Source organism: Arthrobacter sp. P1_B11 (assembly GCF_056406715.1).
In genome coordinates this window covers 113,889-131,829 of record NZ_JBFTZQ010000010.1, presented here as the reverse complement: position 1 = coordinate 131,829, position 17,941 = coordinate 113,889, and the positions used below count along the sequence as shown (strand labels likewise).

General features: G+C 65.8%; 18 protein-coding genes. 4 read left to right on the top strand and 14 right to left on the bottom strand.

Translation table 11 applies throughout. The annotated features are described in order from the left end of the window. Positions 1 to 133 precede the first annotated feature (133 nt). Both trmB and AC1D14_RS10855 read left to right on the top strand, forming a co-directional pair. A complete protein-coding gene (gene trmB, locus AC1D14_RS10860) occupies positions 134 to 1,081 on the top strand; it encodes a tRNA (guanosine(46)-N7)-methyltransferase TrmB (protein ID WP_230119815.1) in 948 nt (315 codons plus the stop codon). Between the two features lie 171 nt (positions 1,082 to 1,252). Further along, positions 1,253 to 2,059 carry a DUF1206 domain-containing protein gene (locus AC1D14_RS10855; RefSeq protein ID WP_476882013.1) on the top strand — a complete coding sequence of 269 codons (807 nt, stop codon included), beginning with the start codon at positions 1,253 to 1,255 and terminating at the stop codon, positions 2,057 to 2,059. A gap of 36 nt (positions 2,060 to 2,095) precedes the next feature. Here AC1D14_RS10855 and AC1D14_RS10850 read toward each other — a convergent pair whose 3' ends face one another. Further along, complete coding sequence (locus AC1D14_RS10850; protein WP_476968470.1) at positions 2,096 to 3,127, bottom strand: hypothetical protein; 1,032 nt, start codon at positions 3,125 to 3,127, stop codon at positions 2,096 to 2,098. A gap of 263 nt (positions 3,128 to 3,390) precedes the next feature. Here AC1D14_RS10850 and AC1D14_RS10845 point away from each other — a divergent pair, with 263 nt between their 5' ends. After that, positions 3,391 to 3,672 (top strand): hypothetical protein, encoded by a 282-nt coding sequence (locus tag AC1D14_RS10845; protein ID WP_476881986.1) that lies wholly within the window; start codon positions 3,391 to 3,393, stop codon positions 3,670 to 3,672. A gap of 28 nt (positions 3,673 to 3,700) precedes the next feature. Here AC1D14_RS10845 and AC1D14_RS10840 read toward each other — a convergent pair whose 3' ends face one another. Next, positions 3,701 to 4,375 (bottom strand): zf-HC2 domain-containing protein, encoded by a 675-nt coding sequence (locus tag AC1D14_RS10840; RefSeq protein WP_230119818.1) that lies wholly within the window; start codon positions 4,373 to 4,375, stop codon positions 3,701 to 3,703. Next, positions 4,372 to 4,872, bottom strand: coding sequence for a sigma-70 family RNA polymerase sigma factor (locus AC1D14_RS10835; RefSeq protein WP_230119819.1), 501 nt, complete (start codon positions 4,870 to 4,872; stop codon positions 4,372 to 4,374). The genes AC1D14_RS10840 and AC1D14_RS10835 overlap by 4 nt, the downstream gene beginning before the upstream one ends. A 187-nt stretch (positions 4,873 to 5,059) precedes the next feature. Here AC1D14_RS10835 and AC1D14_RS10830 point away from each other — a divergent pair, with 187 nt between their 5' ends. After that, entirely contained in the window at positions 5,060 to 5,575 is a 516-nt protein-coding gene (locus AC1D14_RS10830; RefSeq protein WP_230119820.1) for a COG4315 family predicted lipoprotein, read from the top strand. Between the two features lie 292 nt (positions 5,576 to 5,867). Here AC1D14_RS10830 and AC1D14_RS10825 read toward each other — a convergent pair whose 3' ends face one another. The 11 genes from AC1D14_RS10825 to AC1D14_RS10775 form a co-directional block, all read right to left on the bottom strand. Beyond that, complete coding sequence (locus AC1D14_RS10825) at positions 5,868 to 6,140, bottom strand: GIY-YIG nuclease family protein (protein ID WP_476968487.1); 273 nt, start codon at positions 6,138 to 6,140, stop codon at positions 5,868 to 5,870. Between the two features lie 160 nt (positions 6,141 to 6,300). Next, positions 6,301 to 7,824, bottom strand: a complete 1,524-nt coding sequence (locus tag AC1D14_RS10820) for a glycoside hydrolase family 32 protein (RefSeq protein ID WP_230119822.1) — start codon at positions 7,822 to 7,824, stop codon at positions 6,301 to 6,303. Positions 7,825 to 7,861: 37 nt separating this feature from the next. Beyond that, a complete protein-coding gene (locus tag AC1D14_RS10815) occupies positions 7,862 to 8,740 on the bottom strand; it encodes a carbohydrate ABC transporter permease (protein ID WP_230119823.1) in 879 nt (292 codons plus the stop codon). Position 8,741: 1 nt separating this feature from the next. Further along, entirely contained in the window at positions 8,742 to 9,707 is a 966-nt protein-coding gene (locus AC1D14_RS10810) for a carbohydrate ABC transporter permease (protein ID WP_476881983.1), read from the bottom strand. Between the two features lie 83 nt (positions 9,708 to 9,790). Next, on the bottom strand, positions 9,791 to 11,086 hold the full coding sequence (locus tag AC1D14_RS10805; protein WP_230121398.1) for a sugar ABC transporter substrate-binding protein: 1,296 nt from the start codon (positions 11,084 to 11,086) through the stop codon (positions 9,791 to 9,793). A gap of 141 nt (positions 11,087 to 11,227) precedes the next feature. After that, positions 11,228 to 12,250 carry a LacI family DNA-binding transcriptional regulator gene (locus tag AC1D14_RS10800; RefSeq protein ID WP_230121399.1) on the bottom strand — a complete coding sequence of 341 codons (1,023 nt, stop codon included), beginning with the start codon at positions 12,248 to 12,250 and terminating at the stop codon, positions 11,228 to 11,230. Between the two features lie 130 nt (positions 12,251 to 12,380). Next, a complete protein-coding gene (locus AC1D14_RS10795; RefSeq protein ID WP_476968469.1) occupies positions 12,381 to 13,646 on the bottom strand; it encodes an MFS transporter in 1,266 nt (421 codons plus the stop codon). Further along, positions 13,643 to 14,221: a TetR/AcrR family transcriptional regulator gene (locus AC1D14_RS10790; protein WP_230121401.1), complete on the bottom strand. Its 579-nt coding sequence runs from the start codon at positions 14,219 to 14,221 to the stop codon at positions 13,643 to 13,645. Before AC1D14_RS10790 ends, AC1D14_RS10795 begins: the two co-directional genes overlap by 4 nt. Next, the gene (locus AC1D14_RS10785) at positions 14,218 to 14,799 is read right to left on the bottom strand and encodes a sugar O-acetyltransferase (RefSeq protein WP_230121402.1); all 582 of its coding nucleotides are present in this window, start codon (positions 14,797 to 14,799) and stop codon (positions 14,218 to 14,220) included. The genes AC1D14_RS10790 and AC1D14_RS10785 overlap by 4 nt, the downstream gene beginning before the upstream one ends. 289 nt (positions 14,800 to 15,088) lie before the next feature. Next, on the bottom strand, positions 15,089 to 16,810 hold the full coding sequence (locus AC1D14_RS10780; protein ID WP_230121403.1) for an Ig-like domain-containing protein: 1,722 nt from the start codon (positions 16,808 to 16,810) through the stop codon (positions 15,089 to 15,091). 178 nt (positions 16,811 to 16,988) lie between these two features. Then, on the bottom strand, positions 16,989 to 17,846 hold the full coding sequence (locus AC1D14_RS10775; protein WP_476968468.1) for a DMP19 family protein: 858 nt from the start codon (positions 17,844 to 17,846) through the stop codon (positions 16,989 to 16,991). Positions 17,847 to 17,941 lie beyond the last annotated feature (95 nt).

Genomic DNA, 17,941 nt, shown 5'->3' with positions numbered 1-17,941 from the left:
CGGCCGCGCTCCGGCCGATGTCTCTGGCCGTGCCAGCCATCTTGCCTTCGGTCTCTCCCGGCCAGCTGCGCTGGTCGCCTGCGATTGCCGGGACGGCGGCGATCGGCCCGTCGGCTCCACTATTCTGGAGGTGATGAGTGAAACTCCAGAATCCCCCCAGCAGCCTAGGAACGAGCAGCCCGAAAATCCCAACGCGCCGCGGCCCGTCACGCCGGGCAGCCAGGCGTCGTTCGGCACGTACGGCGGGCGGCCGGTCAGCTTCGTGCGCCGCGGAACCCGCCTTCAGGGCCGGCGGCAGGCCGCCTGGGAAGAGCACTCGGACCGCTGGGCGGTAGACGTTCCGCGCCATGTCGCCAACACCTCGGTTCACCCGGATTACACTTTCGATGCCGAGGCTGAGTTCGGCCGCAGGGCCCCGCTGATCGTCGAGGTCGGCTCCGGCCTGGGTGATGCCGTCTGCCATGCCGCCGAGGAGAACCCGGACCAGGACTTCCTCGCCGTGGAGGTCTACACGCCGGGGCTGGCGAACACCATGATCAAGATCAACAGCAGGGGGCTCACCAACGTCCGCGTCGTGGAGGCCAATGCCCCTGAGGTCCTCGCGAGCATGCTTCCGCCAGCATCGGTCAGCGAGCTGTGGATCTTTTTCCCCGACCCCTGGCACAAGTCCCGGCACCACAAACGCCGGCTCATCCAGCCCGAGTTCGCCGAGCTGGCCGCCAGGGCACTGAAGCCGGGCGGGCTCTGGCGGATCGCCACGGACTGGTCCAACTACGCCGTGCATGTGCGGGACGTGCTCGCCAGCTCCACGGCCTTTGAGAACCTGCACAACGGCGAGCGCAGGGGTCCCGAGAGCCCTCTCACGCACGTTTGGCAGAGTGGCGTCGAATCGCTGGTCGGCGGCGCTCCGGTGAAGGAAGGCCGGGCGCCTGTCAGCACCGAGCACACCGGACCCAACGAAGGCATCGACGAAACCGGCGGCTGGGCGCCGCGCTTCGAGGGCCGCATCCGCACCAGCTTCGAGAACAAGGCACACGAGGCCGGCCGCATGATCTTCGATCTCTGCTACCGGCGGATATAGTTCCCAGCCGTGCCTTGGGCGCGGCCGCCGCCGGTCCTCGATCGGCCTGTTTTGGGCACCACGGCGGTCTGTCGCCGAGCGCCTTCCCGTGGCACGATTAGCCTTAGCGGGCGGGAAACCGCAGTAACTGCACGACGGTGCCGGCGCAAAGGAACGATCATCAAAAGAGAACTGCAAGGCGCATCGGACAAAGCCCAGGAGGTTACCAACTCCCGCACACTTGAGTTGATGGCCAGGGCAGGGTTTGCCGTGAGCGGGCTGCTTCACGTCCTGGTAGGGACCATCGCCATCGGGCTGGCGGTTGGCAAGGGCGGCCGGGCTGACGTCAGCGGGGCCGTGGCGGAACTGGCCAGCCAGCCGGCCGGGCCATTGCTGCTGTGGGTTAGCTTCGCCGCTTGCATCGCTCTGGCCCTGTGGCAGGCTAGCGATGCGATCTTCGATTTCAGCAATCTGCCGTCCAAGGAGAAAGCCTCCCGTAAGTTCCAGGCGGGAGCCCAGGCCGTGGTCTATGCGGCCTTCGCATTTACGTTTGCCTCCTTTGCCCGCGGAAGTGGCAAGGACAACAGGGAGTCCACCAGCGACATGACCGTCACGCTGATGAAGGCGCCGGGCGGAGTCCTGCTCCTCGTGCTGATTGGCGCGGCTGTGGCCATCACCGGCATCGTCTACGCCGTCCGCGGATTCCGGAAGTCCTTCGAGAAGCGCATCCGCATGCCGTCTTCGCCAAGCGCCCGGAAGGGCGTTCGCGGCCTTGGCATGGCCGGATACGTGGCCAAGGGCGTGGCCCTCTTTGTGACGGGTCTCCTGGTGGTCGTTGCCGCGGTCACGGCCCACCCCCAGGAATCAACTGGGCTGGACGGCGCGCTCAGGGGATTGCGCGAGCAGCCATTCGGCGTGTATTTGCTAGCAGCCGTGGGGCTGGGGCTCATCTGCTACGGGGCGTACATGGTGGTCCGCGCGAGGCTCGCCCGGATGTAGCCGGCCCGGCCGATGCTGTGACCCGGCCCGGGCAGACTATGGCTTGAAGTCGTCGTGGACCACCACCCGGGACAGCTCCACGCCGCCCTCCGTCCTCCAGTAGTGCAGTCTGCGCGCGGACGCGACGCCCCGCTCGATCGATGCCCGGAAGCACCGGGCGCCGTCTTCGCGCTGTATCTGCGGGGCATCGCCTCCGTCGTTGGAGCGTAGGGGATGAACCTCCCGGGCGGAACTCCGCTCCGCAATGCCCGTCAAGACCACCACCACCGCTTTCAATGCTTTGGCGACGGCTCCCTTCTCCGTCCGCGAATACAGTGAAGCGGCGAACTCCGGACCCATGCTGAATCCCGCCGGCAAGGGAAATCTGGACTTGTCGTCGGCAGGAACGTTGCGCACCCAAGCCAGATAAATATCGTGCCGGACTCGTTCCTCCGCCGTTTCAAAAGCCCCGGTCTGATCGTCGCGGGACCGCTTCATCCCCTGTTGCATTTCGCGATTGCGGGCACGCAGCGTGCGCAGATCCTCCAACTGCTTGGCATTCTTAGCGGCCAAACCGGCCAGGTGCGCCCCGCTCGCCGCCGCTTGCCGGCGCTCCAGCCCAAGCTCTTCGTGCAGTGCCGCCACCTCGCGCTCCAGGCGAAGGAGCTCCGGACCGGCGCTGCTCCCAGCTTTGACCAGTTCCCGCAACCTGCCCACCTCGGCCTTTCCGGTGGCAAGGGAAAGCTGCACCGACATCAGGGCAGCCGCCGGCGTGCCGGCCGCACTTCCCGTTGGGGCTGGCGGGACTGGCTGCCCCGTCACCCCCGCCGGTCCGGCGGGCAGCCCTGCCCCTGAGGATGCCGCCGAGGCCTCTCCGGTGGCCGTCTTCGCCCGTTCCTGCAGATGCCGTCCTGCCTGCAACCAGGCAGTCCCGCCCCGCACGAGCGCCGGCGCTGCCCGGACCTCTTCGTCGTCATCAACGTCGATGAGGGAGAGAACGACGGCACCCTTGTCACGGAGGAACCGGACAACCACCACCTCCCCCTCCGTGACGAGGCTGTCTGCGGTGTCGAGGGGGTTGGACGACATGCGGTCGACGGGCACCGACCAACTGGACCCGGGAAAGAGAGTGAGGGTAGCTGCCTTGCAGGTCACTTCCTCCACCAGTGCCAGTACAAGGTCGTCCGAAGAGTAGAGATCCGTGAGCCGCGGAACTGTCTTCGCCCCACTGATGTCCAGGGTCCTGCCGACGGGATCCTACAGGCCGGCCACCGGCTGCCCCGGATCAAGCATCCAGTCCAAGCGCACGGGCGGTGCGACGTGCTCTCGCTGGATGGCGCAGCGCCTGCTATGTGAGCGACGTCGATCTTGTTCTGGGGCATGGCGGGGTGCCAGGCGATCACCGCCCCCGGACGTGTGCGGCCCTTTGCGGTGAGGGTCCGAGCGAGCTGCTCACCGGAGGCGACAACCTCGTAAGCACCATCAACCCCGACGGGATCATCCTCAATGCGGTTCCCGGGGCTCCGGCCGCCGTTTCCGCGGTCCCGCCGTCGCTGCTCCATCGAATCTCCGTCCGCTTCGCCCTGGGTACCAACCGCGATGTCCGGCAGCAAGGTGCTGCTGGACACCAGTAGAACAGGAGGGTCAGACAAAATGGGCTGTTCAGGCGCCCGGCACGGCGATCACGGCAATTGTCTGCTGCTGTTCGTTCCGCAGCTCGACGCTGGCAATGCTCGTGTACTGAAACGGAGTCGCACTCGTCACCCTGACTTTGCCGCTTGGCGTCGCCATCCAGGCGCAGGCGCGATCCGCCGCTCCGGCACGGTCCTTGACCCACAGTGACAGCGTTCCCTTGTGCGGGAGACTCTTGCCGTCCACTGCCAGTTCGGTGCCCCAGGTCTTTTTGACCATGCCCACTGTGACCTGGATCCCGGTGTCGGCCTGAACCGAGTAACTGACGTCGGGCTTGTTGGCCGGGTCGAGGAGCGGTGCGGCGGCAAATCCCAAGGCCAGGCAAGCTGCGGCGACCGCCCCGATGAGGGCGGTCAACCGCCGTCGGGTATTGCGGCGTCGGGCTGCCAACTCGTCGAAGACGGGTTTGGGGACGCTGGTCTCCGGTGCCCCGGAGCCGGCCCCGCGGGGAGCGGGGACGGCGAGCGCCACAGCGTCGGGCACCGGCACGACGTTCAGAAGCCCGGGCAGGGTCTCGAGATCAGCGAGTTCGTCGCGGCACATTCCGCACTGCTTGAGATGTTCTTCGAAGCGCGCCCTGTCAGCGTCGTCGAGGCCTCCCAACAGGTATGCCCCCAGCAACTCATGGAGTTCCTTGCCGTTCACCGTTCCACACCCATTTCATCAAGAATTGTCCGCATAGCCTTCACCGCGTAGAAGGCCCTGGATTTCACTGTGCCGCTTGGAATGTTCAGCTGGACCGCCGCCTCGCTCACCGTGAAGCGCCGGTAATGCAGTGCCACCAGCACGTCCCGGTGCTCCGTGCTCAACCGGAGCAGGGCCTCTTCCATCAGCACCCTGGTCAGCAGTTCGTCGACCCTTCCGGTGGCCTCCGCCGGGTCGGCAAGGTCGCGCTCTTCGGCCTCCTGCGGCCGGCGCTGGGATTTCCGGTAATTGTCGATCATGATGTTCCGGGCTGTCCGGAACAGGTAGCTGCGCATGCTGCCGGTAATCTTCGGCGCCTGCTGCCAGACGCGCAACACCGTTTCCTGGACGATGTCGTCTGCGAGGAGCGGGTCGTGGGAGGCACTGATCACGAACCGGCGAAGGGCCGTCCCGTGCTCGCGGTAGATCGCGGCAACCACTTCTTCGTCTAGCGCCACCAGGACCTCCAGCTGTACTCGTTGAAGCCGGTCCACGCGAGCCGGCGTTCATGGCCTATACGACGCAGGCGGCACCCAAAAAGTTCATTCGGGTCTGTCGGCGAAGCTTTGAACCATTCTTCACCTTTGTGCGTCCTTCCAGATAGCGCCGGTCTCCCAGTTGCCGGCCCGAGCCAAGGAGCAGCACATGAACAAGCAATTGAGCGTTGGTCTTGCAGTTTTGGCACTTGCCGCCTCGTTGACCGCCTGTGGCGGTGGAACCAGCTCAACGCCCACGACGGCGGCACCCGCCACTGAATCGGCAGCAGCGTCCGCCAGCGAATCGGCCACGGCAACGGCAAGCGAAGCAGCAACGGTGGACCTCAAGACCGCATCGTCGAGCAAGGGCGACATTGTGGTGGACGGCAAGGGCATGAGCGTCTACTACTTCACGAAGGACGTGAAGGACTCGGGCAAGAGCAACTGCACCGGTGACTGCCTCGTCAAGTGGCCGCCGGTCATCGCCACCAGCGACGCACCCAAGGTTGAGGGCGTGACCGGAAAGGTCGGCACCATCACCACGCCCGACGGCAAGAAGCAGGTGACGGTGGACGGCATGCCGGTTTACCTGTGGCAGAAGGACAAGGCCCCGGGCGACATCACCGGCCAGGGCGTCGGGAATGTCTGGTACCTCGTGGCTCCCGACGGCGCAATGATGAAGTAGGGCAACAACACTGGGAAAGCCGGCGCCTGCTGTGCGGGCGCCGGCACTACCCTCTGAGTAGATGGCCAATACGAAGACCACCCGCACCTGCGGCCCATTGCCGACGCCCTCTTGGCATGGGCCGCAGCCACAGGCGGTGCGTGGATACAGATGCGCAAGGGCCACGTCTGGCTCACCAAACTACGGGTCGGGACGCAACCGCTGATCGAGCCTGTCGAGATCAAGGTTTCGACAGCCAACCCACGCACCCGCTGATCGAGCCTGTCGAGATCAAGGCCCCCCGACCACAGTCTCAATCGGGCGTCGGTTTGCTGACAGACAGTCGTGCTAGGGCTCCATAGTTCCCCTCGATCAGGGCCTTGCGCTTCGCTCTGCCCCATCCCTGCACCTGTTTTTCGCGGACGTACGCCTCATCAATGCGGTCAAATTCGACTGCCCACACGAGTTCCACCGGACGCCGGCGACGGGTGTAGGCCGCACCTTCTCCTGATTGATGCTGGCTGAGCCGGATTTCGAGGTTCACGGTACTTCCGACGTAATAGGAACCGTCAGAGCACCGCAGCATGTATACGTGAGGCATCCTTCGAGCATGGTTACCGAGCAAAATGAGTGCAAGACTTCGTAACGCCTATGTGGACACTGCCGGTTTCGACAAGGTCAACCAGCGCACCCCCCGGTTTCGACAAGCTCAACCAGCCACCGGCTTCGACAAGCTCAACCAGCGGTCAGCCGGTGACGGAGAGGTTTACCAAGGTGCCGCCGTCGCCTTCAGCGAGCAGGCCGACGGCGGTGCTTGAGCCTGCGGGAAACACCTGGTCAGTGATCGTGGCCAGGCCGCCCTGGGCGAAGACCTCCACGGAGCAGCGGTCCAGAAAGATCCTGAGCCGCAGCCGGCCGTCCTCCAGGGGAACGGCCACCCTTTCCACGGACGGGAACGTCTCGTGGAAGCCCACGTTGCCGGACGCCGTCCGGTCCAGTGTGAGCTCCCCCGCGACGGAGTCATAAGCGAGCACCGTGCGCTCCCCGCCGCTGGCCCCGGCACCAAAATCCCCGCCGGCTCGCAGCACGAGGCCCGTCCGGCCGGCCGCGCCGGGTTCAAACTCGGCGTCGATGCGCAGTACTTCGCCGGACGCCTCGGCCGGAAGCCAGGTCACGCCCTCGGGTAGCCGCCGCCGGTCCAAGGCGAACAGTTCCATCCCGGCGGCAGCAAACGGGTCCACGGCGGCCTGCACCAGCGCAGGACGCCCGCCACGGGAGACCAGCCGTACTTCGCGGACCAGGGACATGGCGCTGCGCCAGCCGTCCGAAGGCGTTGACGCCCCGTACTGCCAGTTGTTCATCCAGCCGACCATGAGCCGGCGGCCGGCGGGCACGTTGCTGAAGGACACCGCCGCGTAGTAGTCCCGGCCCCAGTCCAGCCAGCCGTACTCCGCCATCCGGCTTCCATCCGGCTGCAGGCCCTCGGTGACGGTGGTCTCGGAACGGAACTCCACGCCGTCGAACGTTCCGATGAAGTACTGGCCGCCGGAACCGCCGGCGATTCCGCCGGGGCTCAGGTTAACCACGAGCACCCAGCGGGTGTTCTGCGCATCGCCGTCCACCGGCAGTTCAAACAGGTCCGGGCATTCCCACACGCCGTCTGTGGCATTGGCCGGCCCGAAACTGCTGAGGTATTCCCAGGACTTCAGGTCTGCCGACTTGTACAGGACCACTTCCCGGTCCAGGGCTTCGACGGCCACCATCACCCAGTAGCTCCCGGCGTCGCCGTCGTACCAGAAAACTTTCGGGTCGCGGAAGTCGGCGGATGCGCGGTCCAGCACCGGGTTGCCGTCGTACTTGGTCCAGGTTGCGCCGTCGTCCGTGCTGTAGGCGAGGGACTGTGCCTGCCGGCCGGCCAAGGGCGAGGCGGGCGCGTAGGCACTGGTGTAGATGGCTACGAGCGGCGGAACTCCGCCGGCGCCGAAGCCGCTGGTGTTGTGCACGTCCACCACAGCTGAGCCGGAGAAGATGGCCTCCTCGTCGTCACAGGCAATGGCGACGGGCTGTTCTTCCCAGTTCAGGAGGTCAGCCGAGGTGGCATGGCCCCAGGACATGTTGCCCCAGACATCGCCGTGCGGGTTGTGCTGGTAGAAGAGGTGGTAGGTGCCGTTGGAGTAGACCAGTCCGTTGGGATCGTTCAGCCAGTTGCGTTCCGCGGCGTAGTGCCACTTCGGCCGGAACCGGCAGTCGAGCTGGGTAATTGTGTTCATGGGGATATCTGTCTTTCGCACTGGGAGCCGGCCGTGGTCAGCCCTTGACGCCGCTGGAGGCGATGCTGTTGATGAAGGAGCGCTGGAACGCGATGAACATGATCACCACGGGAATAGTGATCAGGGACGCGTACGCCATCACTTCGCCCCAGGAGACGTTGAGCTGGAAGAAGTACTGGATGCCGATCATCACGGGGCGCAGCTCCTCGGACTGGACCACCATGAGCGGCCACAGGTAGGAGTTCCAGGCGGGCAGGAAGGTCAGGATGGCAACGGTGGCGGTGGCCGGTCCGGCGAGCGGCATGACCACCTGGCGGTAGATCTTGAACCAGCCGGCGCCGTCGATTCTGGCTGCCTCGTCCAGTTCCTTCGGGATGGATTCGAAGTACTGGTGGTACAGGTAGATGGAGAACGCGTTGGCAATGAACGGAATGATCTGCACCTGGTAGGTGTCCAGCCAGCCCTTCGAGATCTCCAGGCTGAACCCGTTGAGCTCAAAGTACGGCAGCTGGTTCACCCACCACACCAAGGGCAGCGCCAGCGTCTGGAAGGGCACGATGAGGGTGGCGAGGATGGCGGTGAAGACCACGCGCTTGCCGCGCACCTGCATGCGGGACAGCGCGAAGGCGCAGAGGCTGTTGATGAAGATGCCCAGCACTACGGTGATGGTGGAGACACCGATGGAGTTGATCAGGAAGCGGGCTGCCGGGACGCGGTCGAACACTGCCGTGTAGTTGTCCAGCGAGATGTTTCCTATCGGCAGAAAGGCCGCCACGGACGACATGTCGCCGAAGATCTGCGTGTCCGGCTTCAGTGAGGACACCAGCATGAACACGATGGGGAAAGCGGCGACGGCGGCGAACAGGATCCGTACGGCCATGGCCGCTGCGCTGGTGAGTCGAAGAGCGTTTTTCACGTCAGTCCTTCTCTCGGGTCAGGTAGCGCTGCACCGCGGAGATCAGCAGCACCAGGACGAAGAATACGAGCGAGATTGCCGAGGCGTAGGAGGTTTCCTGCTGCTTGAAGCCGGAACGGACCGCCTCATAGATGATGGTGGTGGTGGAGTCGAGCGGTCCGCCCTGGGTCATGACACTGACCTGGTCAAAGAGACCGAGGGCCTGAATGGTGATGGTCACCAGGACCAGGCTGCGGGTGTGCTTGAGGCCCGGCCAGGTCACGTAGCGGAACTGGTGCCAGCGGCTGGCTCCGTCGAGCTGCGCGGCCTCGTACAGGTCGCCGGAGATGCTCTGCAGCCCGGCGAGCCAGATGATCATGTGGAATCCGGCCGCCTGCCAGATGGACAGAGCGATGATGGCCGGCATGGCGGTGGCCGGATCGTTGAGCCAGTCGGCGCCCTGGATGAGTCCGAAGCTGAAGGTGGACAGCAGCTCGTTGATCAGGCCTTCCTTGCGGTACATGAACAGCCACAGCAGGGACACCACCACCATGGACGTGACCACCGGGAGGAAGTAGATGGTGCGGAAGAAGTTCACGCCGCGGAATTTCTTGTTGATCAGGAGCGCCATGGCCAGGGCGATGCCAGACTGGACGGGGACCACCACAACGGCGAAGTAGCTGACGTTCAGCAAAGCACGCCAGAACGTGGGGTCGCTGAAGAGCCTGGCGAAGTTGTCCGTTCCGACAAACTCCACGGGACGGGGCGAGATGAGGCGGGCATTCGTGAACGCGAGGCCGAAGCCCAGGATCGCGGGAAGGAAGACGAAGGCGAGCAGGAGGACTGCGGCCGGGGTGATCATCCCCCAGCCGCTGAGCTGTTCGCGCAGGTATCCGGGGCGTTTGCGCCGCGGGGTTGGGGACTGGGCCGTTGCGGCCGTGCCGGTGACGGCGGGGCGGCGGCGGGAGGGAAGCTGGGTGGTTGTCATGGGGTCTCCGTTGACAGTGGGTGCCGGTGGTCCGACGACGGCGGCAGGTGCCGGCCGCCGTCGTCGGACCGTTGGGCAGCTGGCTAGCGCTTGTAGCCGCCGTTGGACTTGATGTTGGCGTCAATCGCCTTGACCGCCTTGTCCAGTACGGTCTTGGAGTCGGCGCCGGCCAGGATGTCCTGGACTGCCTTGCCGTACTCGGTGGCGATGAACGGGTAGGCGGGCGTCTCCGGCCGCATGACCGCGAACTTGCGGGAGAATTCCATGAACACCCGGTTGGCGCCGCCCTCGGCAAAGGCCGGAAGGAGCGCGGCGGCCTCATCGGTGGCCGGGATGGTTCCGGTGGCCTTGGCCACTGCGGCCAGGTTTTCCGGCTTCAGGGAGTAGGACAGGTAGTCCATGGCGGCGTCAGCGTTCTTGCAGCCGCTCGTCACACCCCACTGCCACGACGCGCCGCCGATCTTGGGACCGTTGCCCAGGTCCACCGTCGGCATGACCACCAGGTCCTTGCCGAGTGCAGTACGGGCCTTGTCCGCTGCCCAGGAACCGGTGTAGAGAAGGCCGCTCTTGTTGTTCAGGAAGTCCTGGGTGGAATCCTTGCCGCTCTTCTTGGCCATGAAGCCCTGGTCCACGAGGCCGCGGAACCAGTTGGCCCACTCGACGGCTTTGTCCCCGTTGAGGGCGCCGTCCGCGGACTGGAAGCCGTCACGGTTGACCAAATCGCCGCCGAAGGACTGCAGGAGCGGCGAGTAACCGTAGGGCAACCACTCGCCGGCGCCGGCCGTCCCCATGTCCAGGGGGTACTGCCACTTGCCGAGGGCCTTGAGCTTGGTCAGCGCGTCCTGGAACTCTTCCTTGGTCCACGGCTTGTCGATGGTGGCGGCGCGGACTCCGGCGGCCTTAAGGTCCGAGGCGCGGGCAAGCATCGCCAGCGCTACGTCGTAGTACCCCACGGCGTAGGTCTGGCCCTCCCACTTGGCCACGGTGCTGGGCAGGTTCTTGGAGATGTCGGCGGAGAGCTTGAGCGGGGTCAGGTACTGCGCCCAGGCCCAGTTGGGGACGTTCGGGCCGTCGATGTCCACGATGCAGGGCAGCTTGCCGGCGGCAGCCGCGGAGACCACGGAGTCGTTGTAGGACTCCTGCGGGAAGGCCTGGACCTTGATGTTGGCCTTGGCGCCGCTGCTCTTGTTGTAGGAATCGACGATTCCCTGAATGGCCTTGAGCTCGTCGGGGTTGCCGGCGTTGTGGGTCCACATGGTGATTTCATTGGAGCCCTCGGTCGATGCCGAGGCGCTGCCTTTGCCGCAGGCGCCGAGGCTGCCTACGAGTGCCGCCGCGGCTATGCTGGTGGCCAGGACCCGCGTGAATCGCTTGTTCATGATGGTCAATCCTTTGCTGAATTTGTGCGTGGATGATTGCCCGGGGTCCGTCGGGGGCGCGGCCGGTGCAACGGCTGCGTCCCCCTTTTTTTGACGGTTTCCCGGTGGTGGAACTGATGGTTGGTGTGTGTGCCTTGTGGCTTAGCCTGGCGGGGGGCCCACCGACCCCCGCTCAATCAGGGGGCATTCCAACTGCGTCTGGGCCGCCGGCATGCCCGGATTCTCGATGTCGTCCAGGATGCGGTTGACTGCCCAGCGCCCCATGTCATAGTGCGGCAGGGCCACAGTAGTCAGCCCCGGCCACAGTGAGTCCGCGATGAGCTCCAGGTTGTCGATGCCCACAATGGAGACATCTTCCGGGATGCGCAGTCCCAGTGCCGTTGCCGCCTGGTAGGCGCCCATGGCAACCCTGTCACTGAAGCAGAACAGGGCGGTGGGACGGTCCGGCTGGCCGAGCAGCGCCAGCCCGGCTTCCCGGCCGCCTTTGGTGTCGGGCTTCCCGATCACTAAGTGCCGGGAATCGTGTTCCAGCCCGTGCCGGCGCAGGGCGTTGAGGAAGCCTTCCAGCCGGCCGTGGGTTGCCGGGATGTCGTCCACGTTGTTGATCATCCCGATCCGGGTGTGGCCGGCCCGGATGAGGGCGTCGACGGCGGTTTCGGCGGCACCGACCTCGTCGGGGACAATTGACGAGACCGCGGTGTCGCCGGTGACGGCATCAAGCAGCACCGTGGGAAGGCCGTCCAGTTCGGCAGGAACCTGGACACCCTGGTGGTACAGCCTGGCGTAGACCACGCCGTCCACCTGGTGCTGCTGGAGCATCCGGATTTCCCGGGCCTCCAGTTCGCTGTCCAGGCCCGAGTTGACCACCATGACCACGTAGCCGCGTTCGTAGGCGGCGTCCTGCGCTCCGCGGATCATGGCGCCGGCGAAAGGGGTGGTGGTGATCTCGTCACTGACGAGCCCAAGAATCTGGGACCGCTGGTTGCGCAATCCGCTGGCGAGCCGGTTGGGGGCGTAGCCAAGGTCCTTGGCCACGTCCCGGACGTGCTGCTGGGTTTCCGCCTTGACCCGGAAGCTGGTGGCGTCGTTGAGCGCGTGCGACACGGTGGTCACCGAGACCCCGGCGGCTCTCGCCACCTCGCGTATACCAACTTTGGTCGCCATCGACTGTCCTTTGCAAAACGTTTTGTGGGCTTGTGTGACCCACAGTACACAAAACGTTTTGCAAGTGTCAACCCGCGCGGGCCGACATCACCCGGCCGAGGGGATCCGGCCGGATCTGCCGGACGGGCGGTTAGTGGCGTTGCCCGAGGGGTTCAGGCAACGCCGGCTCCGGGAGGTTTGCCCGGGCCCGGGAGGCAAGCGCCGGAGACACGGCCAGAACGATGGCACCGGCCAACGGAATGACCAGCAGCCCGATACGGAGGCCTGCGGTATCCGCGACTGCCCCGACAACGGGCGGTGAAAGCAGGAATCCGAGCCGCATGAGCCAGCTGATGACGGTCAGTCCGGTTCCCGCCCTGAGCCCGGGCAGTTCGTCAGCGGTGTGCATGGCGGCGGGCACAAGGGTCGCCACCCCGAGGCCCGCCAGTCCGAAGCCGGTGATAGTGCCTGCGACGGATGGAAAGAGCAGGGCCGTGCCCATTCCGGCAGCAGCAACGGTCCCTCCGGCCTGCGCGACAAGCCGCTGACCGAAGCGGTCAACCAGGCGGTCTCCGAACATGCGGCCGATGAACTGCATGCCAGTCAGGGCAACGAAGCCAAGCCCCGCCACTGTCGCGGAAGCTTCGAGGGGGCCGGACAGGTAGACCGCGGCCCAGGAACTGCCCGCGTCTTCCACCAGAGCCCCGGCCGCTGCGATAAGGACAAGCGCCGCGAGAATGAAGTACTTCGCCGGCGCGCCCCGGGCAGCGCGGCGGTTCTGTCCGGGCGCTCCGGCCGCCTCCGGCACTTCGACGGGCTCCGGTCCCGGCAGCAGGTAGCGGTAGCAGGTAAGAGTCAGCGCGCTGAAGACGACCAGCGATACCGCCAGATGCAGGCCCCGCGGGATGTCCAGTCCGGCTGCCGCTGCACCCATGAGGCCGCCCAGGACGGCGCCGATGCTCCAGACTGCGTGGAACGAGTTGAGGATGGACCGGTTGTACAGCCGCTGCACCCGCAACCCGTGCGAATTCTGGGCCACGTCGGTGACGGCGTCCATTGCGCCGGCGACAAACAGCGTTGCCGCAAGGGCCAACCAGGACGGGGCGATCCCCGCGAGCAGGATAGCGACCCCGATCAGCCAGGTGCCCGCCGTCGCGACGCGCGATGATCGGAAGCGGCGCACCAGGACCCCCGACGCCAGGCCGGCAATAATTGCCCCCAACGGAAATGACGCGACGGCGACGCCGAATTGGGCGTTGCTCAGCTGGAGATCGTCGATAATTGCCGGGTAATGGGGCAGCAGGTTGGCGAAGAGCGCGCCATTGGTCAGAAACAGTGCCGCCACGGCGAACCGGGCGCGCTGTAGCCGCTGGGGGGACAGTTGGGGCGCGTCGGCAGGGACAAAAGCTGAACTCATGAGTCGGGTGCAATTCTTTCGACGGCCTCGCGGACCGTTTGTACGGGCATCGGGTTCAGGGCCAGCGCCCGGTGAATGGACAGGCCCTCAATCAGCGCATCGAGCATCCGGGCAGTGTCCGGATCGAAGTGCCGTTCCAGTGCTGCCCGGCTCCGCGCCATCCAGGTGTCGGTCACCAGCCGCAGGTTGGGGCGGCGGGCGGCCAGCGCATACAGCTCGTACGTCAGCAGGATGCTTCGCCGCTCCCCCAGCAGGTCACCGGTGATCAGCCCGACGACGGCCTCCCGCGCCTGCCGGGGACCGTCCGCCGCCGACAGCGCCGCTTCGAAGCCGTCTGCCGTAAGGTCGGCGAGCTTCGTAAAGGCGGCCGCCAGGAGCTCGTCGATGCCCTGAAAGTGGTACGTCATGGAGCCGAGGGGGACGTTTGCGGCCGCCGCGACCTTCCGGTGCGTTGTGCCGGCAACCCCGTTTTCAGCGATGACATCCAGCGTGACGTCAATCAGACGCTCCCGGCGTCCCGGATCATGGCGGCGAGAGCGCGGTTTTTCCGACGGCGGCCCCTGGGGCGCCGTCATAGCTCACGGACCACGCGGGCCGGGTTTCCCAAGGCCACGACGTTGGGCGGCACATCGCGGGTGACCACCGCCCCGGCGCCGATGACGCTGTTTTCACCCACTGTGACCCCAGGCAGGATGATGGCCCCGCCGCCGATCCAGACGTTGTCGCCAATGGTGATCGGCTGGGCCGCCTCGAGCTTGTCCCGCCGGGGCCGGGGTCCCAGCGGATGCGTGGGCGTCAGCAGCTGGACGTTGGGGCCGATCTGGCAGTCCTCGCCGATGGTGATCGGCGCAACGTCCAGGGCTGTGAGGTTGAAGTTGATGAACGTGCCTTTGCCGACCCGGATGTAGGTGCCGTAGTCGACGAACAGCGGCGGCCGGATGTGGGCGCCGTCGGCAAGTTCACCCAAGAGTTCCCTGATGATCGGCTGCGCCGAGTCGATATCGCGGGCATAGGCTGCCTGGTACTCGACGGCCAGGCGGACTGCGCGCTGCTGCCGGGCGGCAATGTTGGGGTCGTCGGAGATGTAGAGGTCCCCTGCCAGCATGCGCTCGTGGTTGGTCCGGGTGTCGCCTGCGAAGTAGTCGGAAGTCATGCGTACAAGCGTACACAGTGCTATGTACATTTGTACACACCGTGTACGCGCCCTTCGAGCCTGTCGGGACCCAGGTTTCGACAAGCTCAACCAGCGCCTCTCGGGACCCAGGTTTCGACAAGCTCAACCAGCGCCTCTCGGGACCCAGGTTTCGACAAGCTCAACCAGCGCCTGTCGGGACCCAGGTTTCGACAAGCTCAACCAGGGCGAGCCCGTGCCCCCACATGAGTCCGGCCCGGGACCGCCCTTGCGGGCGGCACCGGGCCGGACGTCGAGTGAAGCTGTGCCGCTACCGGCCTGTGGTGAAGCTCCAGGACGTTCCGATGAGCGGGTTTGCCGCAGCATCCTTGATACTCGTGGACAAGACCACCGTGTACCTGGTGTTTGCCGCCAGGGTGACGTTGGGGTTCAGCGTAGCGACCCGCGTCGTGGCGTTGTAGCTGACCGCGTAGCTGACGAGTGCTCCCGTGGCCGCGTTCCGCAGTGCGAACGTTCCGCCGCTGACACCCGTCACTTTCTCACTGATGGTGGCAGTGACGTTGGCCGTCCGGCTCACCCCGGTTGCGTTGACTGCAGGCGTCCTGCCGGTCACCGTCGGCCGCGGGCCGGTGGTGAAGGCCCAGGAGGACGCAGCAAGCGGGTTGCCCGCCAGGTCCGTGATGCCCGCGGTAAGGCCTGCGGTGTGCTTCCTGTCTGCAGCGAGGGTAGCCGTCGGGTTCAGCGTCGCAACCCTGGTGGTGGCGTTCCACGTGACCGGAGCGGCGATGAGCGCTCCTGCCGAGTTCTTCAGGGTGAAGGATGCCGTTCCCAGTCCTGCGATCGCCTCGTTGAAGGTTGCCGTGACGTTGGCGGTCTGGCTGGCCATCAGCGAGTTGGTGGCCGGAGCCTTGGTGGTAACAACGGGGCCCACGGTGTCGACGGTGAGGGCCAGGGATCCGACGGACCGTGTCTCGACGCCGGCCGGGCTGACTTCGCCGGCCGTCACTGTGTGCCGCCCGTTGGCCAGCGCGCGGTTGGACGTGATCGAGTAGCTGCCATTCGCGGCCACTGTTGCCGAGCCGCTGGCCACACCGTCAATGTAGAGGTTGACGCTCGCGGCGTCCGGCAACGCCGCCGCACCCGTGAAGCTTGGGTTGGTGCTGCGCGTGATGTTGTCCGTGTTCAAACGCCCAGTATCGCTGGCGGCCGTCAGGTCAGGTGTGCTCGGCCCCTTTGCCAGGGGTGCCGTGCATTCGGGCCCGGCCGGGCCGCCGATGGCCGCATACTCGAAAATCGTGACTTCGTTGCCGACCGCGGCGTTGCGTCCCAGCCACATTCCCCGGCTTTCCGAGCTAGTGGGGGATGCAGCGCGGTCTGCGTCGGACACGCCGTCCGTCCCGACGCCGGTGAGGCCCGTCCACGTGGCCGTCCAGGTGGTGACACCCGGGCCGTCGTAGGCGATGGTGCCGTCGTCGCCGGCGACTGAGCTTGCACGGAGTGTCCGGCGCCCGTTGACCACGAAGGACTGGTTGGCGGCCACGACCCTGGCTTCGAGCTGGTCCGCCGGAAGCTGCCCGCCGCCGGGCGCAACAGCGGTGCCCTTCATTACCACGGTGCTGGCGTTGACCTTCGTGGCCGGCTGCGTGACGATGACGTTCCCCACGAAAGTCTGGTCGCCGACGTCGGGCGCTGTCAGAACACGGATCACGTCACCCGAGCGGATGTCCGGAGTGGTACCTTCCCAGCAGCCTCCGCCGGGATGGTTGACTTCCACGATGCCGGCCACGGGCACCAGGTTCGACGCCGTGCCGATGACAGCACCGCCGCGAAGCACCTGGATGGTGGGACGGTCGCCGGCTGCGTACCCTTCGGCGGAGACCATGTCGCGTTCCGGGAAAACAGTAATAATGTGCGCACCCGGGTCACTGATCACGGCTGAACCCGGAACGGCCACGGCCTGCACGGCGAGGACGGCAAGCGCCCCCGCGGTGATTCCCGTTGCCAAGCGCTGACGATTGCGTGCAGAATTCATGGAAAGCTCCCCTCCAAAGGCCCAGACTTCACCTGGCTGAACCCCAGCCCGCCGGTGATGCACATCAGGTCCATGGCCCGATGTGGATGCCAGTATCGGAAAGCGACCCTGCGGAAAACCTAGACAGCGGGGCCCGGGTCCCCCGAATGGGGGTGCCCGGGCCCCGTGCCCTGCTTCGCTACGCGTCCACCAGGTCCTCGTCCACTTCCTCGAACTCCACGGCCGCCACGATTTCCTTGGTCTCCGGGTTGAGCATGAAGGCCTCGTCGTCCTCTTCGATCATGAGGAAGTCGCCGTGGTCCGTGCTGAAGTGCCAGGCCAGGACCGTCTCGCCGTTGTGCTCGTAGTTGGGATCGCCCATGGTGATCTTCTGCAGCGCGTAACCTGCGATGCCGCACAGCTCGCGGATGATGACCTCGAACTCAGGGGCGTTATCCAGTGCTTCCTCCTCGGCTTCGGCACGGCGCTCGTCGAGGTCCGGGATCTGGGCCACGCGCATCGCGATATGGGCGGTGAGCTCGACCTCCGTCAGGACCAGCAGTCCCTCCTGGCCCCGAAGCCAGGCTGCGTTGAGGCCGGTGACGTCCTCGGTTTCCAGCAGCGATTCGAATTCGGCGTCGAGGTCTTCCATGGCCTGGACGGCCTCCGGCAGTTCCCCGTCAGACTCTGCGTCCCATTCGCCGTCCAGGTAGATGTCCGCTTCCTCGTCCGCGAGGGAATCGAAGGCCGCCGCGGCGCGGTTGAACAGCTCCAGGTGGGCTGCGGCGCCCATTCCTTCGAGGCCGTCGCGGACGTAGGTATCCAGCTCTTCACGCTCCGGCGCGGTGAAGACGTACTGTGCAAAGCCGCCGCCCAGTGACTGGGTCACGTAGAAGTCCACGAAGTAGCTGCGCAGGGCGTTGGGCGCGATCTCCCCGGAGTTGAGGAGCTCCTGGTACATCGTATTCACCACGGAGACGTTGGCGTCAACAATCTCGTCGTTGCCGGCCTCGGTGCCTTCAAGGGTCAAAACGACAGGGTATTCGCTGGAAGTCATGGGAAATCCTCACTGCAGAAAGCCGGTGGTGCTCAGGACCCTTTCAACGTACGCGCCGACACTTGCCCGGCGGTTGAGTGGGAGGTGAACGCCAG